The sequence below is a fragment of the Kineococcus aurantiacus genome, assembly GCF_013409345.1.
GTDB classification, from domain to species: Bacteria; Actinomycetota; Actinomycetes; order Actinomycetales; family Kineococcaceae; genus Kineococcus; species Kineococcus aurantiacus.
On sequence record NZ_JACCBB010000001.1, the window covers coordinates 3,686,939 to 3,711,288 of the forward strand.

Annotated in this window: 24 protein-coding genes and 1 riboswitch; of the genes, 20 read left to right on the top strand and 4 right to left on the bottom strand. The window is 74.3% G+C overall.

The genetic code is table 11. The features are described 5' to 3' along the window. Nucleotides 1–10: 10 nt before the first annotated feature. The 7 genes from BJ968_RS17745 (at nucleotide 11) to BJ968_RS17775 (ending at nucleotide 5,655) form a co-directional block, all read left to right on the top strand. Nucleotides 11–937: an ABC transporter permease gene (locus BJ968_RS17745; RefSeq protein ID WP_179754091.1), complete on the top strand. Its 927-nt coding sequence runs from the start codon at nucleotides 11–13 to the stop codon at nucleotides 935–937. Continuing rightward, nucleotides 930–1,901: an ABC transporter permease gene (locus BJ968_RS17750; protein WP_179754093.1), complete on the top strand. Its 972-nt coding sequence runs from the start codon at nucleotides 930–932 to the stop codon at nucleotides 1,899–1,901. The genes BJ968_RS17745 and BJ968_RS17750 overlap by 8 nt, the downstream gene beginning before the upstream one ends. After that, entirely contained in the window at nucleotides 1,898–3,628 is a 1,731-nt protein-coding gene (locus BJ968_RS17755) for a dipeptide ABC transporter ATP-binding protein (protein ID WP_179754095.1), read from the top strand. The genes BJ968_RS17750 and BJ968_RS17755 overlap by 4 nt, the downstream gene beginning before the upstream one ends. A gap of 83 nt (nucleotides 3,629–3,711) precedes the next feature. Beyond that, a complete protein-coding gene (locus tag BJ968_RS17760) occupies nucleotides 3,712–3,870 on the top strand; it encodes a hypothetical protein (protein ID WP_179754097.1) in 159 nt (52 codons plus the stop codon). 117 nt (nucleotides 3,871–3,987) lie between these two features. After that, complete coding sequence (locus BJ968_RS17765; protein ID WP_343078097.1) at nucleotides 3,988–4,614, top strand: thioredoxin-like domain-containing protein; 627 nt, start codon at nucleotides 3,988–3,990, stop codon at nucleotides 4,612–4,614. Continuing rightward, nucleotides 4,581–5,258: a DUF305 domain-containing protein gene (locus BJ968_RS17770; RefSeq protein WP_218885141.1), complete on the top strand. Its 678-nt coding sequence runs from the start codon at nucleotides 4,581–4,583 to the stop codon at nucleotides 5,256–5,258. The genes BJ968_RS17765 and BJ968_RS17770 overlap by 34 nt, the downstream gene beginning before the upstream one ends. A 1-nt stretch (nucleotide 5,259) precedes the next feature. Then, nucleotides 5,260–5,655, top strand: coding sequence for an NUDIX domain-containing protein (locus BJ968_RS17775; protein WP_179754099.1), 396 nt, complete (start codon nucleotides 5,260–5,262; stop codon nucleotides 5,653–5,655). 52 nt (nucleotides 5,656–5,707) lie between these two features. On the opposite strand, the gene BJ968_RS17780 is transcribed toward BJ968_RS17775, so the two are convergent. Then, nucleotides 5,708–7,306, bottom strand: coding sequence for a BCCT family transporter (locus BJ968_RS17780; RefSeq protein WP_343078098.1), 1,599 nt, complete (start codon nucleotides 7,304–7,306; stop codon nucleotides 5,708–5,710). A gap of 327 nt (nucleotides 7,307–7,633) precedes the next feature. On the opposite strand from BJ968_RS17780, the gene typA reads away from it, so the two are divergent. The 4 genes from typA (at nucleotide 7,634) to BJ968_RS17800 (ending at nucleotide 14,328) form a co-directional block, all read left to right on the top strand. Further along, nucleotides 7,634–9,526, top strand: coding sequence for a translational GTPase TypA (gene typA / locus BJ968_RS17785; RefSeq protein WP_179754103.1), 1,893 nt, complete (start codon nucleotides 7,634–7,636; stop codon nucleotides 9,524–9,526). Between the two features lie 88 nt (nucleotides 9,527–9,614). Further along, nucleotides 9,615–10,664, top strand: a complete 1,050-nt coding sequence (gene mshB, locus BJ968_RS17790; RefSeq protein WP_179754108.1) for an N-acetyl-1-D-myo-inositol-2-amino-2-deoxy-alpha-D-glucopyranoside deacetylase — start codon at nucleotides 9,615–9,617, stop codon at nucleotides 10,662–10,664. A gap of 171 nt (nucleotides 10,665–10,835) precedes the next feature. Continuing rightward, nucleotides 10,836–12,770: an AAA family ATPase gene (locus tag BJ968_RS17795; RefSeq protein ID WP_343078099.1), complete on the top strand. Its 1,935-nt coding sequence runs from the start codon at nucleotides 10,836–10,838 to the stop codon at nucleotides 12,768–12,770. Between the two features lie 116 nt (nucleotides 12,771–12,886). Then, nucleotides 12,887–12,999: riboswitch (SAM riboswitch) on the top strand. A 54-nt stretch (nucleotides 13,000–13,053) separates the two neighbouring features. Continuing rightward, nucleotides 13,054–14,328, top strand: a complete 1,275-nt coding sequence (locus tag BJ968_RS17800) for an acyl-CoA dehydrogenase family protein (protein ID WP_179754110.1) — start codon at nucleotides 13,054–13,056, stop codon at nucleotides 14,326–14,328. On the opposite strand, the gene BJ968_RS26885 is transcribed toward BJ968_RS17800, so the two are convergent. Next, on the bottom strand, nucleotides 14,304–15,308 hold the full coding sequence (locus BJ968_RS26885) for a GNAT family N-acetyltransferase (protein ID WP_218885143.1): 1,005 nt from the start codon (nucleotides 15,306–15,308) through the stop codon (nucleotides 14,304–14,306). The genes BJ968_RS17800 and BJ968_RS26885 overlap by 25 nt on opposite strands. A 100-nt stretch (nucleotides 15,309–15,408) precedes the next feature. Here BJ968_RS26885 and fdxA point away from each other — a divergent pair, with 100 nt between their 5' ends. From fdxA to BJ968_RS17820, 3 genes are read left to right on the top strand one after another with little or no spacing between them, the layout of a single operon-like run. Next, a complete protein-coding gene (gene fdxA, locus BJ968_RS26890) occupies nucleotides 15,409–15,735 on the top strand; it encodes a ferredoxin (protein ID WP_179754112.1) in 327 nt (108 codons plus the stop codon). A 1-nt stretch (nucleotide 15,736) separates the two neighbouring features. Beyond that, nucleotides 15,737–16,918 carry a succinyldiaminopimelate transaminase gene (gene dapC / locus BJ968_RS17815; RefSeq protein ID WP_179754114.1) on the top strand — a complete coding sequence of 394 codons (1,182 nt, stop codon included), beginning with the start codon at nucleotides 15,737–15,739 and terminating at the stop codon, nucleotides 16,916–16,918. 54 nt (nucleotides 16,919–16,972) lie between these two features. Beyond that, nucleotides 16,973–18,259 carry a citrate synthase gene (locus tag BJ968_RS17820; RefSeq protein ID WP_179754116.1) on the top strand — a complete coding sequence of 429 codons (1,287 nt, stop codon included), beginning with the start codon at nucleotides 16,973–16,975 and terminating at the stop codon, nucleotides 18,257–18,259. On the opposite strand, the gene BJ968_RS17825 is transcribed toward BJ968_RS17820, so the two are convergent. Then, nucleotides 18,256–19,185, bottom strand: a complete 930-nt coding sequence (locus BJ968_RS17825) for a hypothetical protein (protein ID WP_218885144.1) — start codon at nucleotides 19,183–19,185, stop codon at nucleotides 18,256–18,258. The genes BJ968_RS17820 and BJ968_RS17825 overlap by 4 nt on opposite strands. A 1-nt stretch (nucleotide 19,186) precedes the next feature. Next, nucleotides 19,187–20,170 (bottom strand): 2,3,4,5-tetrahydropyridine-2,6-dicarboxylate N-succinyltransferase, encoded by a 984-nt coding sequence (gene dapD, locus BJ968_RS17830; protein WP_179754118.1) that lies wholly within the window; start codon nucleotides 20,168–20,170, stop codon nucleotides 19,187–19,189. Between the two features lie 74 nt (nucleotides 20,171–20,244). Between dapD and dapE the strand changes: the two genes are divergently transcribed. From dapE to BJ968_RS17860, 6 genes are all read left to right on the top strand, one after another. Further along, nucleotides 20,245–21,378, top strand: a complete 1,134-nt coding sequence (gene dapE / locus BJ968_RS17835) for a succinyl-diaminopimelate desuccinylase (RefSeq protein ID WP_343078100.1) — start codon at nucleotides 20,245–20,247, stop codon at nucleotides 21,376–21,378. After that, a complete protein-coding gene (locus BJ968_RS17840; protein WP_179754120.1) occupies nucleotides 21,375–22,010 on the top strand; it encodes a TIGR00730 family Rossman fold protein in 636 nt (211 codons plus the stop codon). Before dapE ends, BJ968_RS17840 begins: the two co-directional genes overlap by 4 nt. Next, the gene (locus tag BJ968_RS26895; RefSeq protein ID WP_179754122.1) at nucleotides 22,007–22,288 is read left to right on the top strand and encodes a DivIVA domain-containing protein; all 282 of its coding nucleotides are present in this window, start codon (nucleotides 22,007–22,009) and stop codon (nucleotides 22,286–22,288) included. Before BJ968_RS17840 ends, BJ968_RS26895 begins: the two co-directional genes overlap by 4 nt. A gap of 3 nt (nucleotides 22,289–22,291) precedes the next feature. Further along, nucleotides 22,292–22,777 carry an SRPBCC family protein gene (locus BJ968_RS17850; protein ID WP_179754124.1) on the top strand — a complete coding sequence of 162 codons (486 nt, stop codon included), beginning with the start codon at nucleotides 22,292–22,294 and terminating at the stop codon, nucleotides 22,775–22,777. After that, nucleotides 22,774–24,009: a hypothetical protein gene (locus BJ968_RS17855; protein WP_179754126.1), complete on the top strand. Its 1,236-nt coding sequence runs from the start codon at nucleotides 22,774–22,776 to the stop codon at nucleotides 24,007–24,009. The genes BJ968_RS17850 and BJ968_RS17855 overlap by 4 nt, the downstream gene beginning before the upstream one ends. 143 nt (nucleotides 24,010–24,152) lie before the next feature. Beyond that, nucleotides 24,153–24,320, top strand: coding sequence for a DUF3117 domain-containing protein (locus BJ968_RS17860; RefSeq protein ID WP_106210338.1), 168 nt, complete (start codon nucleotides 24,153–24,155; stop codon nucleotides 24,318–24,320). Nucleotides 24,321–24,350 lie beyond the last annotated feature (30 nt).

The following is a 24,350-nucleotide window of genomic DNA, read 5'->3' on the forward strand; positions in this document are numbered from 1 at the left end:
GAGGCTCGTGATGGGTTGGTACATCGGGCGCCGTCTGCTGCAGATGGTGCCCGTCTTCTTCGGAGCGACGCTCCTCATCTACGCCCTGGTGTTCGCCCTCCCCGGCGACCCCATCCGGGCCCTGTTCGGCGACAAGCCCGTCAGTCCCACGGCGCTGACGCTGCTGCGCGAGCAGTACCACCTGGACCAGCCGTTCTTCGTCCAGTACCTGTACTTCCTCAAGGGCGTCTTCACCCTCGACTTCGGGACCTCCTTCTCAGGCCAGCCCGTCATCAGCCAGATCGCCCGGGCGTTCCCGGTCACGATCAAGCTGGCCGTCGTCGCCCTCGCCATCGAGGCGGTGTTCGGGATCGTCTTCGGCTTCCTCGCCGGCCTGCGCCGCGGTGGGGTCTTCGACTCCACCGTGCTGTTCCTGTCCCTCGTCGTCATCGGCATCCCCGTCTTCGTGCTCGGCTTCGTCGGGCAGTACTTCATCGGGATCAAGTGGGGGATCGCCCGGGCCACCGTGGGCGGTGACCCGGCCTGGGCCGACCTGATCCTGCCCGGGGCCGTGCTCGGGGCGTTGTCGTTCGCGTACGTGCTGCGCCTGACCCGCAACTCCGTGGCCGAGGGCCTGTCGGCCGACCACGTGCGCACCGCGACGGCCAAGGGGCTCTCCCGGCCGCGGGTCATGACCGTGCACGTCCTGCGCAACTCCCTCATCCCCGTCGTCACCTTCCTCGGGACCGACCTCGGCGCGCTCATGGGCGGGGCCGTCGTCACCGAGGGCATCTTCAACGTCCCCGGGGTGGGGAACCTGCTGTACCAGTCCGTCATCCGGCAGGAAGGCCCGACGGTCGTGTCGGTCGTGACGATCCTGGTGCTCGTGTACCTGGTCGCCAACCTCGTCGTCGACCTGCTCTACGCCGTCCTGGACCCGAGGATCCGTTATGTCTGAGAACACCGTGGGCAGGTCCGGCGGCACCGCCGTCCGTCCCGGCCAGGAGCACTTCGTCGCCCCGCTGGAGGAGACCCCGCTCGCCGCGGTCGACGCGGTCGACGAGTCCGCGCCCAGCGGGGGCCTGTTCACCGAGGCCTGGCGCCAGCTGCGCAAGCGGCCGCTGTTCATCGTCCCGAGCCTGATCATCCTCGCGCTCGTCGTCGTCTCGGTCTTCCCGTCGTGGTTCACCTCCACCGACCCCCGGTTCGTGGACCTGGCCTCCTCGCTGGCCGGTCCCTCCGACGCCCACCCCCTGGGGGTCACCAAGGCCGGGACCGACGTCTACGCCCGGCTCGTCTACGGGGCCCGCGCCTCGGTGAGCGTCGGGATCCTCACGACGCTGCTGGTCGTGGTCATCGGCGGGGTCGTCGGGGCCCTGGCCGGCTTCTTCGGGGGCTGGCTCGACGCGGTCCTGTCCCGCGTCGGGGACATCTTCTTCGCCCTGCCGCTCATCCTGGGCGCGATCGTCCTGCTGCAGATGCTCGACAGCCGCAACGTGCTGACCGTCGCGCTCACCCTGGCCCTGTTCGGCTGGCCGCAGGTGGCCCGCATCATGCGCGGGGCCGTGCTGCAGGTGCGCTCGGCCGAGTACGTGACCGCCGCGAAGTCCCTGGGCCTGTCGCGGATGGCGACCCTCGTCAAGCACGTCGTGCCGAACGCCCTGGGCCCGGTCATCGTCGTCGCCACGATCTCGCTGGGGACGTTCATCGCGGCCGAGGCGACGCTGTCGTTCCTGTCCGTCGGGCTCCCGCCGAACATCGTGTCCTGGGGCGGTGACATCTCGCTGGCCCGCACGACCCTGCGCACCGACCCGTCGATCCTGCTGTGGCCCTCGCTCGGGCTGTCCCTGACGGTCCTGTCGTTCCTCATGCTCGGCGACGCCCTGCGCGACGCCCTCGACCCGAAGGGCCGCACCCGATGAGCCCGCTCACGCCGACCGTCGACCGGACCAAGCCGCTCCTGCAGGTGCGCGACCTCGAGGTCGACTTCACCTCCGGCGGCCGGGCCGTCCACGCCGTCCGCAAGGCGAACTTCACGGTCTACCCCGGTCAGACCGTCGCCATCGTGGGGGAGTCCGGGTCGGGCAAGTCCACCTCGGCGATGGCCGTCATCGGCCTGCTGCCGGGCACCGGCAAGGTCGTCGGCGGGCAGGTCCTGTTCGACGGCCAGGACATCGCCCACGCCTCCACGCGCGAGTACGTCAACCTGCGCGGCAAGCACATCGGCCTCGTCCCCCAGGACCCGATGTCGAACCTGAACCCCGTGTGGAACATCGGGTTCCAGGTCAAGGAGGCCATCGAGGCCAACGGCATCGCCCGCGGGGCGGCGGCCAAGCGGCGCGCCATCGAGGTCCTCGGGGAGGCCGGGCTCGGCGACGCCGCCCGCCGGTACAAGCAGTACCCGCACGAGTTCTCCGGCGGCATGCGCCAGCGCGCCCTCATCGGCATCGGGCTGGCCTCCCGCCCCCGGCTGCTCATCGCCGACGAGCCGACCTCGGCGCTGGACGTGACCGTCCAGCGGGGCATCCTGGACCACCTCGACTCCCTGACCTCCGACCTGGGCACCGCGGTCCTGCTCATCACCCACGACCTGGGGCTGGCCGCCGAGCGCGCCGAGCACCTCGTGGTCATGTACAAGGGGCAGGTCGTGGAGTCGGGACCGGCGCTGCAGATCCTCCAGGCGCCGCAGCACCCCTACACGCAGCGGCTCGTCTCGGCCGCCCCGTCCCTGGCCTCGCGGCGCATGCAGTCGCAGCACCGCGCCCAGATCGTCGAGCAGGCCGAGGCGAAGGCCGAGGCCGTCCACGCGCTCGTCGCGTCCGAGACCCCCGTCGCGGTCCCGGACGAGGCCACGGCCGACGTCATCGAGGTCCGGAACCTCACCAAGGAGTTCGTCATCCGCGGGGCCGGCCCGCGCGGGGAGAAGCTCCTGGCCGTCGACGACGTCAGCTTCTCGGTGCGCCGCGGCACGACCCTGGCCGTCGTCGGGGAGTCCGGGTCGGGCAAGTCCACCGTCGCGCAGATGGTGCTGAACCTGCTGCCGGCCACCAAGGGGGAGGTGCTGTTCGACGGGGTCGACATCACGACCCTGGACCGCAGGCAGCAGTTCGCCTTCCGGCGCCGCGTCCAGCCGATCTTCCAGAACCCCTACGGGTCGCTGGACCCCAGCTGGAGCATCTTCTCCTCGATCGAGGAGCCCCTGCGGGTGCACCGGGTCGGGGACGCCAAGAGCCGCGAGGCCCGCGTGCGGGACCTGCTCGACAAGGTGTCCCTGCCGCAGAGCTCGCTGCGGCGCTACCCCAACGAGCTGTCCGGCGGTCAGCGCCAGCGCGTCGCCATCGCCCGCGCCCTGGCCCTGCAGCCGGAGGTCGTCGTGTGCGACGAGGCCGTCTCGGCGCTCGACGTCCTGGTGCAGGGGCAGATCCTGCACCTGCTCAACGACCTGCAGGCCGAGCTGGGGCTGACGTACCTGTTCATCACGCACGACCTGGCCGTCGTCCGGGAGATCGCCGACGACGTCGTGGTCATGCAGCGGGGGCGCCTCGTCGAGCACGCCAGCGTCGACGAGGTCTTCACCAGCCCGCAGCAGGACTACACGCGGGCCCTGCTCGAGGCGATCCCCGGCGGCAGCATCCAGCTCGGCGCCTGAGACGCCCCCGGGCGGCTCCCGGGACACCCGTGGGCCGCCCGGAAGGGCTGCACGGCAGGGGGTCGGAGGACTACGGTGTTCCGGTGACGTTCATCGCAGTGGTCGTCCTCGCCGTCGCCGCCGGGATCGCCGTCGTCTTCTGGCGGACCAGCCCGCGCCACCGCGTCGCCGCCGTCGCGCGCGCGGACCACGGGGACCGGGCCCGCCGGGCCCGGGAGGCAGCGCGCCGCCAGGACGTGTGAGGGGACTCACCCCCGGCGGGGTGGTCGCGGGTGAACCACCTCCGCGCCCGTACCGTTGCCCAGCAGGAGAGATCGCCACACCCGCCGTGGCGGCGTCACCACGACGGGAGTCAGCACGTGCCTGAGAACAACGACCCGCGCCCCGCGCGCCAGGACCGCGCCGCGCGGGTCCAGGCCATGAAGCAGGCCGAGAGGGCCCGCGCCCGGCGCCGGCGCGCGCTCGTCGTGGCGATCCCCACGGTCGTCGTGCTCGCCGTGGCCGCGGGCGTCACCGCGGTCTTCCTCAACCGCCCGGAGCCGCCGTCGCTGGACGCGGTCCGCACGTTCTCCTACACCAGCGGCGCGCACAGCACCGAGCCGCAGACGTACACCGAGAACCCGCCGGTCGGCGGCACGCACGACCCCGTGTGGCTCAACTGCGGTGTCTACGACGCGCCGGTGCGCAGCGAGAACGCCGTGCACAGCATGGAGCACGGGGCCGTGTGGATCACCTACCGGCCCGACCTCCCCCAGGAGCAGGTCGAGCAGCTGGAGCAGGACGTGGCGGGGGAGACCTACACCGTCCTCTCGCCCTACGAGGGGCTGCCCTCGCCCGTCGTCCTGTCGGCCTGGAACAACCAGCTGGCGGTCGAGGACGCCGACGACCCGCGGGTCGAGGCCTTCCTGGCGAAGTTCGTCCAGGGCGCCCAGACGCCCGAACCGGGCGCGCTGTGCTCCAACGGCACGGGGACGCCGACGGGCTGATGCGGGCGCTGACGGGCCGGGGGGCCCTGCTGGCGGCGGTGGGGCTGCTGCTGGCGCTGGTGCTCGGCGTCCTCGCCGGGCGGGCGCTGCCCACGGCCCCCGGGGCGAACTCCGTCGACGTCGGGTTCGCCCGCGACATGGCCACCCACCACGCCCAGGCCGTCGCGATGGCCTACACGGCCGTCCAGACCGCCCCGAGCGCCGAGGTGCGGCAGCTGGCCGTCGACATCGCCTCCACCCAGGGCAACCAGGCCGGGCGCATGCAGCAGCTGCTGCTGTCGTGGGGGCAGCCCCTGTCCCGGGCCGGCACCCCCGTCATGGCGTGGATGGCCGGCACCGACCTGCACGCCCGGCACGAGGTCGAGCAGGCGCAGGGCCGGCCCATGCCGGGCATGGCCACGGCGGCCGAGGTGGCGCGGCTGGGCACCGAGACGGGACGGACCTTCGAGGTCGACTTCCTGCAGCTGATGCTGCGACACCACGAGGGGGGCGTCGAGATGGCGCAGTACGGCGCCGAGCACGCCACGACGCAGGAGGTCCGCGACCTGGCGCGGGCCATCGCGGCGAGCCAGCGGGCGGAGTCGGAGGTGCTCACCGGCTACCTCGCCGCGCGCGGCGCCCAGCCCCTGCCGCAGGGGGCCTGACGTGCGGCTGGTGGTGGGGGCGGCGATCGTCGACGACCTGCGCGCGCCGACGCGGCTGCTCGCCGCGCGGCGCAGCGCCCCGCCGGCGCTGGCCGGCCGCTGGGAGCTGCCCGGGGGGAAGGTCGAGCCGGGGGAGTCCCCGCAGGAGGGCCTGCACCGGGAGCTGCGGGAGGAGCTGGGGGTCACGGCGCGGCTGGGGGCCGAGGTGGTGCACCCCGACGGGGCGTGGCCGCTGACGCCGCAGCTGCGGATGCGCGTGTGGTGGGCCGTCGTGGACGGGGAGCCGCAGCCGCTGGAGGACCACGACGAGCTGCGGTGGCTGCCGCGCGGGCAGTGGTCCTCGGTCGACTGGCTGCCCGGCGACGTCGCGCTCATCGCGCAGCTGGAGCGCTCCTGAGGCACCCCGGGGGCCCACCCGCGAGCTGGCGGGCGGGCCCCCGGGGGGCGGGTCAGCGGTCGGCGCCCGGGACGGGGCTGTGCCAGTCGTGGTCGACCGCGGTGACGCGGGGGTCCCGGCGGTCGCCGCTGCGCCGCTTCGGCATCGTCATCTTGGGGTCGCGCGCGAGGTCCTTGACCAGGGCCGCCGCCATCAGCACCATGATCACCAGGAAGGGCGCGGCGGCGATGATCGTGACGTCCTGCAGCGCCTCCAGGCCGCCGGCGAAGAACAGCACGATCGCCACGAGCCCCATGAGCGCCCCCCACAGCGCGGTCAGCCACCTCCGCGGCTCGTCCACGCCGTAGGAGCTGAGGGACCCCATGACGATGCTGGAGGCGTCGGCCCCGGAGACGAAGAAGATCGCCACGAGGACCACGACGAGGACCGAGGTGAACCCGGACCAGGGGAACTGGGCCAGGAACGTGAACATCTGCGACTCCTGGTCGGCGATCCCGGCGATGTCGGCGCCGCCGGTGCCCTCGATGAACCTGCGCTGCAGGTCGATCGCGGCGCCGCCGAGGACGGCGAACCAGACCAGGCTCACGGTGGTCGGGACGAGCATGACGCCCACGACGAACTCGCGGATCGTGCGCCCCTTGGAGATCTTGGCCAGGAAGGCGCCGACGAAGGGCGTCCAGGACACCCACCACGCCCAGTAGAAGAGCGTCCACGCGCTGAGCCAGTCGGTGCCGCCGAAGGCGCCCGTGCGGAAGGCCATGTGCGGCAGCGCGGACAGGTAGTTGCCGGCCGAGGCGGGGATGAGGTCGAGCACGAAGACCGTCGGGCCCACGACGAAGAGGAAGAGCAGCAGGACCAGGGCCAGCACCATGTTCGTGTTGGACAGCCACTTGATGCCGCGGTCGATGCCGCTGACCGCGGAGAGGATGAAGCACACGGTCAGGACGGCGATGATGACCGCCTTGACGGTCGTCGAGCTGGCGACCCCGAAGACCTCGGTGAGCCCGCCGTTCATCTGCGCCGCCCCCAGGCCCAGGCTGACGGCCGAGCCGAAGAGGGTCGCGAAGATCGCGAAGACGTCGATGACGCGGGCCGCGCCCCGGCCCCGGCGGCCGCGCAGCAGGGGCGCGAAGGCGGCCGAGAAGCCCCCCGCGCGCTCCTTGCGGTAGCTGGAGTACGCCAGCGCCAGCCCGACGACGGCGTAGATCGCCCACGGGTGCAGGCCCCAGTGGAACAGCGAGTAGTTCATCGCCTCGCGCGCCGCGGCCTGCGACCCCGGTGCGGCGTCGTTCTGCGGGACCGTCACGAGGTGGGCGACGGGCTCGGCGACGCCGTAGAACATCAGGCCGATGCCCATGCCGGCGGAGAACATCATCGCGACCCAGGACGCCCGGGAGTGCTCGGGACGGTCCTCGTCGCGGCCGAGGCGGATGCGGCCGAACCTGCTGAAGGCCAGGACGAGGGCGAGGACCACGAAGCCGGTCGCGCCGAGCACGAAGGCCCAGCCGAAGTCAGCGACGACGACGTCGAGGACGGCGTCCGCGCCGGCCTTCAGCCGGGTGGGCCACAGGGCCCCGACGAGGAGGAAGAGGACGACCAGCCCGGCGGCGACCACGAGGGTCGTGCGGTCGACGGGGGGCCGGGCCGGCACGCTCCCGGAGGGGCCCGGCGAGGGCGTGCCGGAGGGTCGTGACGGGGGTGTCGGGGACGTGCCGGGCCGGTGCTCAGGTGGTGCGGACATGGCCCCGAGGGTGGCACGAAGTGACTAGTCCAAGCCAACCGGCGATGATCACAAAGGACCACCTCGGCGGCGTTCGCGCAGGTCAGCGCGGTGGTTCCCCGTTCAAGGACCGCGGGGCCGACAGGGTCGGCCCGGGCGCGGATAGACTGGGGTGTCAACCCTCCTGACCCGGCTCCCGCACCCGTGCGCGCGGTGGCCCGGACACGTCGAGACTTCGAAGAGCGGATCGAGAACCTGATGCCCTTGAGCACCCGCGAGGACTTGCGCAACGTCGCGATCGTCGCCCACGTCGACCACGGCAAGACCACCCTCGTCGACGCGATGCTCTGGCAGTCCGGCGCCTTCCGCGCCAACGCCGACGTCGCCGACCGCGTCATGGACTCCGGTGACCTCGAGCGCGAGAAGGGCATCACCATCCTCGCCAAGAACACCTCGGTCCGGTACTCCGGCCCCGGTGCTCCCGAGGGCGGCATGACCATCAACATCATCGACACCCCCGGCCACGCCGACTTCGGCGGCGAGGTCGAGCGCGGGCTGTCCATGGTCGACGGCGTCGTCCTGCTCGTCGACGCCTCCGAGGGGCCGCTGCCGCAGACCCGCTTCGTGCTGCGCAAGGCGCTCGCGGCGGGCATGCCCGTCGTCATCCTCGTCAACAAGGTCGACCGCCCCGACGCGCGCATCTCCGCCGTCGTGGAGGAGACCTACGACCTGCTGCTGGACCTGGCCGCCGACATCGAGGGCATGGACGCCGACAAGCTCCTCGAGGTCCCCGTCGTCTACGCCTCGGCCAAGAACGGCCGCGCGTCGGTGAACCAGCCCGAGGACGGCGGCCTGCCGGACTCCGAGGACCTCGTCCCGCTGTTCCAGACGATCCTGGACACCATCCCGGCGCCGACCTACGACCCCGAGACCCCGCTGCAGGCGCACGTCACCAACCTCGACGCCTCCCCGTTCCTGGGGCGCCTGGCGCTGCTGCGCGTCTTCTCCGGCGAGCTCGTCAAGGGCCAGCAGGTCGCCTGGTGCAAGCACGACGGCACCATCCAGCGCGTCAAGATCACCGAACTCCTCGTCACCGAGGCCGTCACCCGCGTCCCCGGCGAGAAGGCCGGCCCCGGCGACATCGTCGCCGTCGCCGGCATCGAGGACATCACCATCGGCGAGACGCTGGCCGACCCCGAGGACCCGCGCCCGCTGCCGCTGATCACCGTCGACGAGCCCGCCATCTCGATGGTCATCGGGACCAACACCTCCCCGATGGCCGGGCGCGTCAAGGGCTCGAAGGTCACCGCCCGGCTGGTCAAGGACCGCCTGGAGTCCGAGCTGGTCGGCAACGTGTCGCTGCGCGTCCTGCCCACCGAGCGCCCCGACGCCTGGGAGGTGCAGGGCCGCGGTGAGCTGGCGCTGGCCATCCTCGTCGAGCAGATGCGCCGCGAGGGCTACGAGCTGACCGTCGGCAAGCCGCAGGTGGTCACCAAGAAGGACGAGAACGGCAAGCTCCTGGAGCCCTTCGAGAGCCTGACCATCGACTCCCCCGAGGAGTACCTCGGCGCGATCACGCAGCTGCTGGCCGCCCGCAAGGGCCGCATGGAGACCATGACCAACCACGGCACCGGCTGGGTGCGCATGGAGTTCTACGTCCCCTCCCGCGGCCTCATCGGCTTCCGCACCGAGTTCCTCACCGAGACCCGCGGCACCGGCATCGCGCACGCGATCTTCAACCAGTACGACCACTGGGCCGGGGAGATCCGCACGCGCGCCTCCGGCTCGCTCGTCGCCGACCGCTCCGGCGCGGCGACCGGCTTCGCCATCGCCAACATCCAGGAGCGCGGTTCGCTGTTCATCGAGCCCACCACCGAGGTGTACGAGGGCATGATCGTGGGCGAGAACTCCCGCGCCGACGACATGGACGTCAACATCACCAAGGAGAAGAAGCTCACCAACATGCGCTCCTCCACCGGTGACGAGCTGGAGCGGCTCGTGCCGGCGCGCAAGCTGTCCCTGGAGCAGGCGCTGGAGTTCTGCCGCGAGGACGAGTGCGTCGAGGTGACCCCCGAGGCCGTGCGCATCCGCAAGGTGGAGCTGGACCAGACCCAGCGCGCCCGCGCCGCCTCCCGGGCCAAGAAGGGCTGACCCCCCGCACCGCCGCCGGAGCACCCCCGACCCACCGCGGGCGGGGGTGCTCCGTGCGTGCGGGACGACGGGGGGCTTGGATGGGGGCATGACGACGCAGCCCCCGCAGACCCCCGACGAACCCGGTGCCGCCGTGGCGGGCCGGGACCCCCTGGAGATCGCCCAGGACGTCGTGGACGACGTCGCGGGCGAGCTGGACCCCGCGGAGCTGGCCGCCCTGGAGGCGCTGGACCAGCCGCGGCGGGTGCTGTTCGTGCACGCCCACCCCGACGACGAGACCATCGGGACCGGGGCGACCATGGCCCGCTACGCCGAGGCCGGGGCCAGCGTGGTGCTGCTCACCCTGACCCGCGGCGAGCTGGGGGAGGTCATCCCCGCCGACCTGGCCCACCTGGACCCGCAGGGCCTGGCCGAGCACCGCGTCCACGAGCTCGCCACCGCCATGGAGGCGCTGGGCGTGGAGGACCACCGCTTCCTGACCCGGCCCGACGGCTCGGCCTACCGGGACTCGGGCATGGTGTGGCTGGAGCCGGGCCGGGCCGCGGCGGGGGACGACGTGCACCCGCAGGCGCTCGCGGCCGCCGACCCCGAGGAGGTCGCGGCCCAGGTGGCGGCGGTCGTCCGCGAGGTCCGCCCCCAGGTCGTCGTGACCTACGAGCCCGGTGGGGGCTACGGGCACCCCGACCACGTGCGGGCCCAGGAGGCGACGGCGCGCGCGCTGGTGCTGGCCGCGGGGGACGGGACGGGCGTGCCGTGGCAGGTGGCGAAGGTCTACGAGATCGTCCAGCCCGAGTCGGCCGTCCGCGAGGCCCTGCGCGCGATCGCGGCCTCGGGGGCGCAGGGGGCCGCCGACCCCGAGGGGCCGCTGCCGAGCGTCGTGGTCCCCGACGAGGCCGTGACGACGGTCGTCGACGGGACGGGGCAGCTGCCCGCCAAGCTCGCCGCGCTGCGCGCCCACGCCACCCAGATCAGCCTCGACCTCGACGCCGCGCCGCCCCTCATGCGGCTGTCCAACGGCGTGCCGCAGCCGGTCTGGCCGGTCGAGCACTTCCGGCTCGTGCACGGGGTGGCCTCGGGGCCCTTCGACGCCGACGGCCGCGAGACCGACCTGTTCGCGGGGGTGGCGCCCTCGGCCTGAGCCGCGGGCGGGGCGCCGCGGACCGGCTCGGTGATGACCCGATCACGGTCCGTTGCGCCGCTCGGGTGAACGCCATCGTCCGAACGCGTCACAGAGGGTGGCCCTGCGTGAACGGGCGGGGTTGGGTGGACGCACGTCCGGAACCGCCGGGCGGACCGAGAGGAGCCGCTCGTGGCCCACGACCAGCGCACGCCCGCGCCCCCCGCGCCCGTGGCGCGCCCCGCCCGCGACAGCGCCGACGTCGGCCGGGCGCGCGAGCGCAACCGCCGCCGCCGCACCCGGGCGCTGCTCCTGGCCGTCCTGGCCGCCGTGCTCCTCGTCGACGTGCGGCTGGCCCTCGGCGGCTCCCTCGTCCCCTCGCTGCCCGCCGTCGACCCGATCTACGTCATGGTCGGCGTCTTCTTCGCGCTGATGATCGCGCTGCTGCTGGGGCAGACGCTCGTCTCGGGCCGGTCCCCGCACGTCGTGTACCGGCCCGAGCAGATCGACGTCTCCCTCGACGACGTCGTGGGCCTGGACCCCGTCAAGGAGGACGTCGAGCGCAGCCTCGACCTGTTCCTGTCCGCCCGCACCTTCCGCACCCGCATGGGCGGCCGGCCCCGCCGCGGCCTGCTGTTCGAGGGCTCGCCCGGCACGGGCAAGACCCACATGGCCAAGGCCATGGCCCGCGAGGCCGGGGTCCCGTTCCTCTTCGTCTCCGCGACCAGCTTCCAGTCCATGTGGTACGGCGCGACGGCCCGCAAGCTGCGCTCCTACTTCAAGGCGCTGCGCAAGGCCGCCCGCCGCGAGGGCGGGGCCATCGGGTTCATCGAGGAGATCGACGCGATCGCCGCCGCGCGCGGCGGGATGAGCGCCGCGACCGCGACGGTCCCGCCCGCCAGCTCCGTCGTGGGCTGCGGCGGGCTGACGAACCTGCCGATGGCCGGGCCCGCGGCGCAGACCCCCGCGCTGCACGTCGAGCGCCTCGCCTCCAGCGAGGGCGCCAGCGGCGTCGTCAACGAGCTCCTCGTGCAGATGCAGTCCTTCGACGAGCCCACCACCTCCGAGCGGGTCGTCGGCTGGTTCGTCGACACCGCCAACCGGTTCCTGCCCGCCCACCGCCGGCTGACGCGGCCCGTGAGCGAACCCGTCGAGGTCCTGCTCATCGCCGCGACCAACCGAGCCGACGCCCTCGACCCGGCCCTGCTGCGCCCGGGCCGCTTCGACCGCCGGATGAGCTTCGGCCTGCCGGACAAGAACGGCCGCCGCCAGCTCGTCGACCACTTCCTGGCCCGCAAGGCCCACGAACCGGCCCTCGACGACGCCGAGCGGCGCGACGCCCTGGCCGGGATCACCAACGGCTACTCGCCCGTGATGATCGAGAACCTGCTCGACGAGGCCCTCGTCAACGCCGTCCGCCGCGACGGCGAGGGGATGAGCTGGGCCGACCTGGAGCACGCCCGCCTGGTCACCGAGGTGGGCCTGGGGCAGCCCGTCGCCTACACCGACCACGAGGCCCGGCTCATCGCCACCCACGAGGCCGGGCACGCGACCGTGGCCTGGCTCGTCGCCCCGCAGCGCCGGCTGGAGATCCTCACGATCGTCAAGCGCGCCGGCTCCCTCGGGCTGCTCGCCCACGGCGACGCCGAGGACGTCTACACCCGCTCGCGCACCGAGCTCGCCGGGATGATCAAGATCGCCTTCGGAGGGCAGGTGGCCGAGGAGCTGTTCTTCGGCGACGTGTCCACCGGCCCCGCCGGGGACCTGCAGTCCGCGACGTCGGTCGCCGCGCAGATGGTCGGCTCGGCCGGCATGGCCGGCACGCTGGTGTCCTTCGCCGCCGTCCAGCAGGGCGCCTTCGCCGACGGCAACCTCGTCTCCCGCGTCCTGGGCGACGGCGAGGGCCGCCGCCTCGTGGAGAACCTGCTGAGCGAGCAGAAGGAGTCCGTCCGCGAGCTCCTCGAGCGCAACCGGCACCTCGTGGCGGCCCTGCGCGACGCGCTGCTGGAGCGTCACGAGCTCGTCGGGCACGAGATCACCGACGTCCTGGAGGCGGCGCGGGCCGCGCACGCGGCCCCGGCCGTCATCGACCTGCGCGACCCGGCCCCGGTCCACCGGGACCTGTGAGACCCGTCGCGCCCGGGGCCCGGAGGGGAGCCCCGGCCGCGACGTCAGCACCCGGCCACCCCGCGCGTCGCGGGGTGGCTGGACCCGCGCGGGGGGCGTGTGGTTCGCTGGCGCCAGGTCATGAGCGCCAGCGCCAAGCCCCGGCTCGCTGGCCGGCAACCCTCCTCGTCGTGGGGTGCCCCGGGTGAAGACCTGACCCTGGTGCCCCGGGCACGGGTAAGGACGAGCCGGTGCACGCCCTCCCGCCTCCGGGCGCCGACGCGTCCGCGACCGAGGAGGACCCTTGAGCACGACCACCCTGGCCCCGACCACCCCGACCCCGAGCACCCGACCCGTGCGCGAGCGCTTCGCCCCGCTGCTGCAGCGCATCGCCGAGGGCGCGGTGGCCCGCGAGCAGGACCACGAGCTGCCGCGCGCCGCGGTCCGCGAGCTGCTCGACGCCGGGTTCGGCCGGCTGCGGCTGCCCGTGGCCGAGGGCGGTGAGGGGCTCGACCTCGTCGAGCTCGCCGAGCTCCTCGTCGACCTGGCCACGGCCGACTCCAACCTGCCGCAGGTCTTCCGCGGGCACGTCGCGTGGGTCGAGCAGGTCCTGAGCCTGCCGCCGGGGGAGCACCGGGACCGCTGGGTGGAGCGCATCGTCGCCGGTGAGCTCGTGGGCAACTCCTGGAGCGAGGTCGGCGACGGCGTCACCGGCGAGCAGCAGACCGTCGTGACGACCCGCGAGGGGCGCACGAGCGTCACCGGCCGCAAGTACTACACGACGGGCACGATCTTCGCGGACTGGACCGACGCCACGGCCCGCCGGCTCCTGCCCGACGGCTCCTTCGAGGTCGTCACCGTCCTGGTCCCCGTGCGCGCGCCGGGCGTGGAGGTCTCCGACGACTGGGACGGCTTCGGCCAGCAGCTGACCGGCACGGGCACCCTGGTCCTGGACGACGTCGAGGTCGACCCCGCCGACGTCGCACCCTTCACCGACCGGTTCCGCTACCAGACAGCCCTGTACCAGCTGGTCCTGCTGGCGGTGCACGCCGGGATCGCGGCCGCCGTCGAGCGCGACACCGCCCAGCAGGTGCGCGCGCGCACCCGCACCTACACCCACGGCCTGGCCCCGCTGGTGCGCCACGACGCGCAGGTGCTCTCGGTGGCCGGGGAGATCTCCGCGACCGCCTTCACCGCCCGCGCCCTCGTGCGCGCGGCCGCCCAGGCCGTCCAGGCCGCGGCCGACACCGCCGGCGAACCGGGCACCGACCGGGACCGGGCCGCCAACGTGGAGGCGGAGATCCGCACCGCCCAGGCGCAGGTCGTGCTCTCCGAGGCCGTGCCGCGGGCCGCGACGCTGCTGTTCAACACCCTGGGCGCCTCCGGCACCTCCCGGGCCCGGGACCTGGACCGGCACTGGCGCAACGCCCGCACGGTCGCCTCGCACAACCCGGTGATCTACAAGCAGCGCATCGTGGGGGACTGGTCGGTCAACGGCACCGAGCCGCCGTTCGTGTGGGACATCGGCACCCACGCCTCGGTGGCCCGCGGCGCTCAGGCGGAGGGCGCCACCCGGTAGTGGTACGCGTGGTGCACGGCGAAGCCCTGCCCCGCGTACAGCGCCCGCGCGCCGGTGTTGTCGGCCTGCACCTGCAGGTACGTCGACGCCGCGCCGCGCGCGCGGGCCCAGTCGGCGACCTCGGCCAGCACCCGCCGGCCCAGCCCGCGCCGGCGGTGGGTGGGGGCCGTCTCCACGGCCGTCACCCCCGCCCAGCCGGGGGACAGCGAACCCCGCGCGATCGCCACCGTCCGCCCGTCGTCCACCACGCGGACGAACACCTGCTCGTCGGCGGAGACGAGGATCCGCCGGCCGGCCGCGGGCACGGTCGGGGAGCCCTGGTAGTGGTACTGCTCCAGCCACGCCCCGTCGGGGACGGCGGTGGTCACCACGTGCAGGCCGGCCGGCAGCGGGACGTCGTCGCGGCCCGGCAGGTCGTCGGTGGCCGCGGTCATGACCACCGTCGGGGTCCGCACCGCCCAGCCCGCGGCGGCCAGCGCGTCGGCGGTGCCGGTGCCCTCGCCCAGGCCGCCGGCTCCGTGCGGGACGGCGACCAGCGCGGGCAGCCCGCGCTCGGCGTAGAACCGCTGCACGGCCGCGAGGGCCTGCGGCAGCGGCACACCGGGGTCGCCGACGGCCAGCGCCGAGTTGGCGCGGCCGGTGAAGCCGCCGCCCGCGCGCAGCCGCCAGCCGCCGAGGTCCACGCGCTCCAGGGGCCGCCAGTGCTCGGCCATGACGCGTTCGAGGTCGTCGACACCGACGGCCGTGTGCGGGGCGCCCCGGCGGGCCGGCGGCGGGGGGACGGGCTTGGCGGCCAGGACGTCGGCGCGGGCCACGACGACCTCGCCGCGGCGCGTCGCGACCGTCAGCGTCGCGGCGTCGGCGGCCACCAGGTCGCCCAGCGCGTCGGAGGCGGACCCGTCCGCCAGCCGGTGCCGCACCACCACGCGCGCACCGACGGGGAGCTCGTGGACCACGTGCGTCGGGCGGGGGTCGGTCACGGGGATCCCTCCAGGGGTGGTGCGTGTGCCGTCTCCGGCGGGCGTCGGCGATACTAGGGAGGGCGTCCGGCCGCCCGTCCGCCGGAGGAGGAGGACAACCGTGACCTACGTCATCGCGCAGCCCTGCGTCGACGTCAAGGACAAGGCCTGCATCGAGGAGTGCCCTGTCGACTGCATCTACGAGGGCAAGAGGTCCCTCTACATCCAGCCCGACGAGTGCGTCGACTGCGGGGCCTGCGAACCCGTGTGCCCGGTGGAGGCCATCTACTACGAGGACGACGTCCCCGAGCAGTGGTCGGCGTTCACGGCGGCCAACGTCGTGTTCTTCGACACCATCGGCTCCCCGGGCGGTGCCGCCAAGCTGGGGCGGATCGACGCCGACGCCGAGCTGGTCCGGGCCCTGCCGCCCCAGGGCGAGGGCCACTGAGGTGAGCGCGCCGACCCAGCAGCCGGCCCGGCACCCAGGACGGCGCCGGGTCGGCGCGTCGCTGCCCGACTTCCCGTGGGACTCCCTCGCGGCCGCCAAGGCCCGCGCGGCGGCGCACCCGGGCGGCATCGTGGACCTGTCGGTCGGGACGCCCGTCGACCCCACGCCGCAGGTCGTGGCCGACGCGCTGCGCTCGGCCGCCGACGCCCCCGGGTACCCGCAGACGTACGGCACCGCGCCGCTGCGCGAGGCCGTCGCGGCCTGGTTCGCGCGCCGGCGCGGCGTGCCGTCGCTTGACCCCGACGGGGTCCTGCCGACCGTGGGGTCCAAGGAGCTCGTGGCCTGGCTGCCGTTCCTGCTGGGACTGGGCGAGGGCGACGTCGTCGCCCACCCGTCCGTGGCGTACCCGACGTACGACGTCGGGGCCCGGCTGGCGCGGGCGACGCCGCTGGGGGCCGACACCGTCGAGGAGCTGGAGGCCGCGTGGGCCGCCGGGGCCCGCGTCCGGCTGCTGTGGCTGAACTCGCCCGCCAACCCCACCGGCGCGGTCCGCTCGGCCGCCGAGCTGGCGGCCCTGGTCGCCTGGGCCCGCGCCCACGACGTCGTCGTGGCCTCCGACGAGTGCTACGCCGAGCTGGGCTGGGGTCCCCGGCACGACACCACGGCCGGCGGCCTCGTCGCGTCCGTGCTCGACCCCAGGGTGTGTGGTGACGATCACACGGGTCTGCTCGTGGCGTACTCGACGTCCAAGCAGTCCAACCTGGCCGGCTACCGCGCGGCGTTCCTGGCCGGTGACGTGGCCCTGGTGCGCGAGCTGCTGGAACTGCGCAAGCACGCCGGGATGATCGTGCCCTGGCCCGTGCAGGTCGCGCTGCGGGCCGCCCTCAGCGACGACGAGCACGTCGCGGTCCAGCGCGAGCGGTACCGCGCGCGCCGCGACACGCTGCGAGAGGCGTTGCAGCGCGCCGGTTTCCGCATCGACGCCTCCGAGGCGGGCCTGTACCTGTGGAGCACCCGCGACGAGCCGGCGCGCACGACCGTGGACCTGCTGGCCGACCGCGGGGTCCTCGTGGCCCCCGGCGACTTCTACGGCCCGCCCGGCGCGCGGCACGTCCGGGTCGCCCTGACCGGCAGCGACGAGCGCGTCGCCCAGGTGCCCGGGCGGCTGGCCGACCTCGCGTGAGCGCGCGGCGGACCGGTGTTGGGCCCGGTCCACGGTGCCGGGTACGGTCGCGACATGGCTGACTCCGTGACGCTGAAGCACGCAGGTGGCGACCTCGACCTCCCCGTGACCCCTGCCACCGAGGGTGCTGCCGGCTTCGGCATCGGCAGCCTCCTCAAGGAGACCGGGCTCGTGACGCTCGACTCCGGGTTCACCAACACCGCGTCCTGCACGTCGGCGATCACGTACATCGACGGCGACGCCGGGGTCCTGCGCTACCGCGGGTACCCCATCGAGCAGCTCGCCGAGAAGTCCACGTTCGTCGAGACCAGCTTCCTGCTCATCCACGGGCACCTGCCCTCCGAGCAGGAGCTGACCGACTTCACCGAGCGCATCAAGCGCCACACCCTGCTGCACGAGGACCTCAAGCGGTTCTTCGACGGGTTCCCCCGCGACGCGCACCCGATGCCCGTGCTGTCCAGCGCCGTCAGCGCGCTGTCGACGTTCTACCCGAACTCCCTGAACCCCTTCGACGACGAGCAGGTGGAGCTGTCCACCATCCGGCTGCTCGCCAAGCTGCCGACCATCGCGGCGTACGCCCACCGCAAGTCCCTGGGGCAGCCGCTGCTGTACCCCGACAACCGCCTGGGCCTGGTGGAGAACTTCACCCGGCTCGCCTTCGGCAACCCCGCCGAGGACTACGAGCTCGACCCGGTCCTGGTCAAGGCGCTGGACCAGCTGCTGATCCTGCACGCCGACCACGAGCAGAACTGCTCCACCTCCACCGTCCGCCTCGTCGGGTCCGGCCAGGCCAACCTCTTCGCCTCCGTCTCGGCCGGCATCCACGCCCTGTCCGGGCCGCTGCACGGCGGGGCGAACTCCGCCGTCCTCGACATGCTCGAGACGATCCGCAACTCCGACGACGACGTCGACACCTTCATGACGAAGGTGAAGAACAAGGAGAAGGGCGTGCGCCTGATGGGCTTCGGCCACCGGGTGTACAAGAACTACGACCCGCGCGCGGCCATCGTGAAGAAGACCGCCGACCAGGTCCTGTCCCAGCTCGGCAAGCGCGACGAGCTGCTCGACATCGCCATGCGGCTCGAGGAGATCGCGCTGCACGACGACTACTTCATCGAGCGCAAGCTGTACCCGAACGTCGACTTCTACACGGGCATCATCTACAAGGCGATGGGCTTCCCGACGAAGATGTTCACGGTGCTGTTCGCCCTGGGCCGCCTGCCCGGCTGGATCGCGCAGTGGCGCGAGATGATCAACGACCCGGCCACCAAGATCGGCCGCCCCCGCCAGGTGTACGTCGGTGAGGGCGCGCGCGACTACGTCGACGTCGCCGGCCGCTAACCGCCCAGCCGGATCTGGACCCCGCCCCGGGGCACCCCGGTGGCGGTGGTCACCCAGCCCCGCCCCGAGGACGAGCGCGTCCAGCGCGACCCCTCGACGCTGACCTCGGTGATGTCGTACGTCCCGGCGCTGGCCACGGCCCAGCCGCCCACGGCCCACGCCAGGCGCGAGGCGTCCTCGCCGTCGAGGGTGAACTCCAGCGCGCGCCCGCTCGTGCCCGCCACGACCGACGGGCGCGCCGTCGTGACCTGCGTCGCGGCCGCGTCGGCCACGCGCTGGGCCGTGGGGGTCAGCTGCTCGTCGCCGCCGGCCTCCTGGGGCGTCGTGACGTCGCGCAAGTGGCAGCTGAAACCGCCGGGGGTGAACCCGGTCAGCGCCGAGGCCACGAGCCGGGCCTCGGCCTCGTGGTCGCCGTAGGCCAGCGGGAACCCGCTGCGCTGCACCCGCTGCGCCGCGTCGGTGACCGGCAGGTCGCGGTAGCCGTCCACCTCCACCAGGGCGTCGTAGAAGGCGTTCGTGGCGAAGACCGGGTCCTGGACCTGCTCGGGCGTGCCCCAGCCCTGCGACGGGCGCTGCTGGAACAGGCCCAGGGAGTCGCGGTCGCCGTGGTCGAGGTTGCGCAGCCCCGACTCCTGCACGACCGTCGCGACCGCGATGGTCGCCGCGCGCGCGGGCAGCCCGCGGCGCACCGACAGCCCCACGACCGTGGCCGCGTTCGCGGCCTGCTCGGGGGACATCGACGTCGACTCGCCGTCGACGGTGGCCGAGCAGCGCTCGACGACGACCGGGGCGTCGGGGGAGCGGGTGACCCACACGACGCCGCCGGTCACGACGACACCCGCGGCGAGCAGCGTCGTGAGCAGCCGCAGGCGGCGGGTGCGCCGGACGCCGGGGGGCGTGCGTCGCGTCCGGGGGCGGGTGGGCACCTCAGTTGGCGTGCAGCGCCGCGTTGAGCTCGACCTTGACGCCCCTGCGCGGCAGCGCCTCGACCTGCCCGGTGAGGGAGTTGCGGCGGAACAGCAGCCCGTCCGAGCCCGACAGCGCGCGCGCGGACACGACCCGCTGCACGGTGCCGTCCTCGCCCAGCAGCGTCACCTTCGTGCCGGCCGTGACGTACGTGCCGGCCTCCACGACGCAGTCGTCGCCCAGGCTGATGCCGGTGCCCGAGTTCGCGCCCAGCAGCGTGCGCTCACCGATGCGCACGACCTCCTTGCCGCCGCCGGACAGCGTGCCCATGATCGAGGCGCCGCCGCCGACGTCGGAGCCGTCCCCCACGACGACGCCCGCGGAGACGCGGCCCTCGACCATGGAGACGCCGACCGTGCCGGCGTTGAAGTTCACGAACCCCTCGTGCATCACGGTGGTGCCCTCGGCCAGGTGCGCGCCCAGGCGGACGCGGTCGGCGTCGGCGATCCGGACGCCCGTGGGCGCCACGTAGTCGGTCATCCGCGGGAACTTGTCGATCCCGAACACCGTCACCGGGCCCACGTTGGCCCGCAGGGCCAGCCGGGTCCGCTCGAAGTCGGCGACCGCGCACGGGCCGTGGTTGGTCCACACGACGTTGGCCAGCACCCCGAACAGCCCGTCGAGGTTCGCCCCGTGCGGGGCGACGAGCCGGTGCGAGAGCAGGTGCAGGCGCAGGTAGGCGTCCGCGGTGTCGGCCGGGGGCGCGTCGAGGTCGATCTCGACGGTCACGACGCGCTGGCGGGTGCGGCGGTGGACGTCGTCGTCCTCCAGGGCCGCCAGCTCGGCCGGCACGCCGTAGGAGCTCGTGGAGGCCGGGTCGCCCAGGGCGGGGAAGGGGAACCAGACGTCGAGCACCGTGCCGTCCGCGGCGTACGTCGCCAGGCCGTGGCCCCAGGCGCGGCGGCCGCGGGCGGTGTGCGTCTGTCCGGTGCTCTGCTCGCTCACCCGCCCGACCCTACAAGCGGACGGCCCGCGGGCCCGACCGTCCACGAGGGGGTGCGCGCCCGCCCGTGGCTAGGGTGAGCGGCGTGAGCGTGCCGACCCCCTCCCTGGACCTCGCCGACCCGGCGATCGACGTCGTGGAGCTGACCCGACGGCTGTGCGACATCCCCTCGGTCAGCGGTGACGAGCAGGCCCTGGCCGACGCCGTCGAGGCCGCGCTGCGGGCGCTGCCGGGCCTGGAGGTCACCCGCGACGGCGACGCCGTCGTGGCCCGCACCACCCTGGGCCGGCCCGAGCGGGTCCTGCTCGCCGGGCACCTGGACACCGTCCCGCTCACCGACCCGCCGAACCTGCCCGTGCGCCGCGAGCAGCACCCCGTCGACGGCGACGTGCTGGTGGGGCGCGGGACGTGCGACATGAAGGGCGGCGTCGGCGTGGCCCTGGCCCTGGCCCGCCGCGTCAGCGCCGCCGGGGCCGACGCCCGGCGCGACGTGACCTTCGTGTTCTACGACCACGAGGAGGTCGAGGCGGCCCGCAACGGCCTGGGGCGCCTGGCGCGCAACGCCCCCCACCTCCTCGCGGCGGACTTCGCGGTCCTGCTCGAGCCGTCGTCGGCGATCGTGGAGGGCGGCTGCAACGGCACCCTGCGCGCCGAGGTCACCACCACGGGCAAGGCCGCGCACTCGGCCCGCCCGTGGCGCGGGCGCAACGCGATCCACGACGCCGCCCCCGTGCTGGCCCGGCTCGCGGCGTACACCCCCCGCGAGGTCGAGGTCGAGGGGCTGGTGTTCCGCGAGGCCCTCAACGCCGTGCTGGTCTCCGGCGGCGTGGCGACCAACGTCATCCCCGACCGCTGCGTCGTCACCGTCAACTACCGCTTCGCCCCCGCCGTCGACGCCGCCGGGGCCGAGGCGCACGTGCGGGAGGTGCTCGACGGCTTCGACGTGCGGGTCGTCGACGCCGCCGACGGCGCCCGGCCCGGGCTGCACCTGCCCGCGGCCGCCGACTTCGTGGCCCGCACCGGGGCCGCGCCGCTGCCGAAGTACGGCTGGACCGACGTGGCGCGGTTCTCCGCCCTGGGGGTCCCGGCCGTCAACTACGGCCCCGGCGACAACGCCACGGCCCACGCCGACGACGAGCGGTGCCGCACCGCGGAGATCGAGCAGTGCCTGCAGGTGCTCTCCGACTGGCTGGCGGGGGGTGTCGCGTGAGCACGATCTGCCTGTACGGCAGCGCCTCCGGCGGCATCGACCCCGCGCACGTGGAGCTGGCCGCCACGGTGGGCCGGCTCATCGGCGAACGCGGCCACGACCTCGTCTACGGCGGGGGCGGGACGTCGGTCATGGGTGCGGCCGAGGCCGCCGCCCGCGCCGCCGGGGCGCGCACCACCGGCGTCATGCCCCAGGCCCTCATGGACCTGGAGCTGCCCCCGGCCGGGCTCGGCGAGCTCGTCGTCACCGCCGACATGCGCCAGCGCAAGGCCGAGATGGACGCCCGCGCCGACGCCTTCGTCGTCCTGCCCGGCGGGCTGGGGACCCTGGAGGAGCTGTTCGAGATCTGGGTGGCCCGCACCATCGGCCTGCACACCAAGCCGATGGCCGTCCTCGACTGCGACGGCCACTACGCCGGGCTGCGCACCTGGCTGGAGGGCCTGGTCGAGCGCGGCTTCGCCCGGCCGCTGGTCTTCGACGTCGTCCTGTGGACCGACGACCCCGCCCAGGCGCTGGACTTCCTGGAGCGGGCCCCGCGCGAGCGCGTGACGCTGCCCAGCTCCGAGATCGTCGGCTCCTTCGCCGAGTACCCCACCGACGGGCCGGGCGGGCCGGGAGGGGGCGCGTCGTGACGCTCGTGCTGCTGGTCCTCGTGCTGCTGGTCGTCGGGGCCGTGGCCGCCGTCGTCACCGGCCGCGTCAGCGGCGGCCTGGGGCCCGCCACCTCCACGCGCCCCTACCGGGGCCTGCCCGAGGGGCCCGTCGTGGCCGCCGACGTCGACGCCGTGCGCTTCTCCCTGGGGCTGCGCGGCTACCGGATGGACGAGGTCGACGCCGTCCTGGACCGGCTGCGCGAGGAGATCCGCGAACGCGACGACGAGCTCGCTGCCTGGCGCAGCGCGGAGGACTGACCCGTGGCGCGCACCGTCGACTTCACCGCCTCCGCCGTCGTCACCGGCCGCGTGCGGCACGTCTTCGACGTCCTGACCGACTGGCCCCGCCAGACCGCGTGGGTGCCGGCCACCGTCGTCGTCCGCGTCCCCGGCACGCCCGTGCGCGCCGTGGGGGAGCGGTTCGTCGCCACCACGGCGCTGGGCCCCCTCGCGCTCGTCGACTCCATGGAGGTGCGCCGCCTCGTCGTCCCCGACGGGTCCACCGGCGAACCCGGCCGGGTCGGGATCGTCAAGACCGGTGACGTCCTGGGCGGCACCGTCGAGCTCGTCGTGCGCCCCCTGGAGGACGGACGGGTCGGGATCGAGTGGACCGAGCACGTCCTCGTCCGCCCCCGCGGGCTGGCCCGGCTGGCCGCCCTGGGGGGCCCGCTGCCGGGCCTGGTGGGCAAGGTCGCGTTCGAGGCGGTCCTGCGGCGGGCGGCCGACGACCTGCGCTCGCCGTCGTGACGGCGCTGGCCACGGGCTCCCGGCCGTCGTGGCCGGCCCGGGCCCACCTGCGCTGGCTGCGCACCCCCGCCACCGTGCGGGTGCTCGTCGTCTACGCCCTCGCCCGGCTGTTCACCGCCGCCGTGCTGGCCGAGGTGGCCCGCTTCCAGCCCGCCAGCACCTGGACGACCGAGGACCCCGGCTACGGCGGGATGCTCGGCATGTGGGACGCGGACTGGTACGGCCGCATCGCCGAGGAGGGGTACCCGCGCTCGGTCCCGCTGGGCCCGGCCGGCGACGTGCAGCAGTCGCAGCTGGCCTTCTACCCGCTGGCCCCGCTGCTGGCCCGGCTGCTCATGACCACGGGGCTGCCGTTCACCGCGGCCGGCGCGGTCGTGTCGCTGGTCGCCGGGGCCGCCGCGGCGTGCGGCGTGCACGCCCTGCTGCTGCGGGTGCTGGCCCGCCGCGCGGGGCCCGCGGTCGCGCGGCGCGGCGCGTGGGCGGCCGCGGTCCTGTTCTGCGTCTCCCCGCCGTCGCTGGTCTTCCAGGTCCCCTACACCGAGGGCCCGGCCCTGGCCCTGCTCGTGGCGTTCCTGCTGTGCCTGCACGCGGGCCGCTACGGCCCGGCGGCGCTGGTGGCGGTCCTGCTGGGCCTGACCCGGCCCGTCGCCGTGCCGCTGTCCGTCGTCGTGGTCGTCCACCTGGGGCTGCGGGCGCTGGCCGGGTACCGCGCGGGGGCCCGCCTGGGCGGGCGCGAGGCCGTGCGCTGCCTGGGGCTGCTGGCCGCCTCCGGGGCCGCGGGGCTGCTGTGGCCCCTGCTGGCCTGGCAGCTGACGGGGCAGCGCGACGCCTACACCGCCACCATGGGCGCCTGGCGCGCCGGCGGGCGGGTCGTGCCCCTGGAGCCGTGGTGGGGCATCTCGCAGTACGTCCTGGGCCCGCTGGGGCCGCTGCTGCTGGCCGTGGCCCTGGGGCTGTACGCCTGGGGGGTGCTGTCGCGGCGCGCGCGGGTGCTCGGGCCCGAGCTGCGCGCGTGGTGCCTGGCCTACGTCGGGTACCTGCTGCTGGTCCTGGACCCCTTCACGAGCCTGTTCCGGTACCTGATCTTCCTCTTCCCCCTGGGGGCGCTCGTCGCCACGCGCCCGGGCCGCCGGTCGCCGCTGACGGCGTGGGTCGTGTGTTCGCTTGCGCTGCAGGTCGTCTGGATCGCCTGGCTGTGGCGCTTCTCCCCGCCGGCCGACTGGCCGCCGTGACCGGTGCGTGATCGTCGGCGTGCCCCTGAGCCCGATCGGGGTCGGCGGTGGGGGATGATGGACCCAACACGTCGGCCCTCCGGGTGCTCAGGCACCCGGTGGCGGGGTCCGGCGCGCACGAGACGACGAGAGGGAGCACGCCGATGGCGGCCATGAAGCCGAGGACCGGGGACGGTCCGCTGGAGGTCACCAAGGAAGGGCGCGGCATCGTCCTTCGGATGCCGCTGGAAGGCGGGGGCCGGCTCGTGGTGGAGATGACTCCGGACGAGGCCAAGGCGCTCGGAGAGGCCATCACCTCGGTGGTGGGCTGAGGGACCTCAGCGGGGCGGGCACCGGGTCGG

Coding starts and splice junctions, on each gene's coding strand:
- typA (WP_179754103.1), top strand. CDS start 7,634: ATGCCCTTGAGCACCCGCGAGGACTTGCGCAACGTCGCGATCGTCGCC.
- BJ968_RS17750 (WP_179754093.1), top strand. CDS start 930: ATGTCTGAGAACACCGTGGGCAGGTCCGGCGGCACCGCCGTCCGTCCC.
- BJ968_RS17860 (WP_106210338.1), top strand. CDS start 24,153: ATGGCGGCCATGAAGCCGAGGACCGGGGACGGTCCGCTGGAGGTCACC.
- BJ968_RS17745 (WP_179754091.1), top strand. CDS start 11: ATGGGTTGGTACATCGGGCGCCGTCTGCTGCAGATGGTGCCCGTCTTC.
- BJ968_RS17820 (WP_179754116.1), top strand. CDS start 16,973: ATGGCTGACTCCGTGACGCTGAAGCACGCAGGTGGCGACCTCGACCTC.
- mshB (WP_179754108.1), top strand. CDS start 9,615: ATGACGACGCAGCCCCCGCAGACCCCCGACGAACCCGGTGCCGCCGTG.
- BJ968_RS17755 (WP_179754095.1), top strand. CDS start 1,898: ATGAGCCCGCTCACGCCGACCGTCGACCGGACCAAGCCGCTCCTGCAG.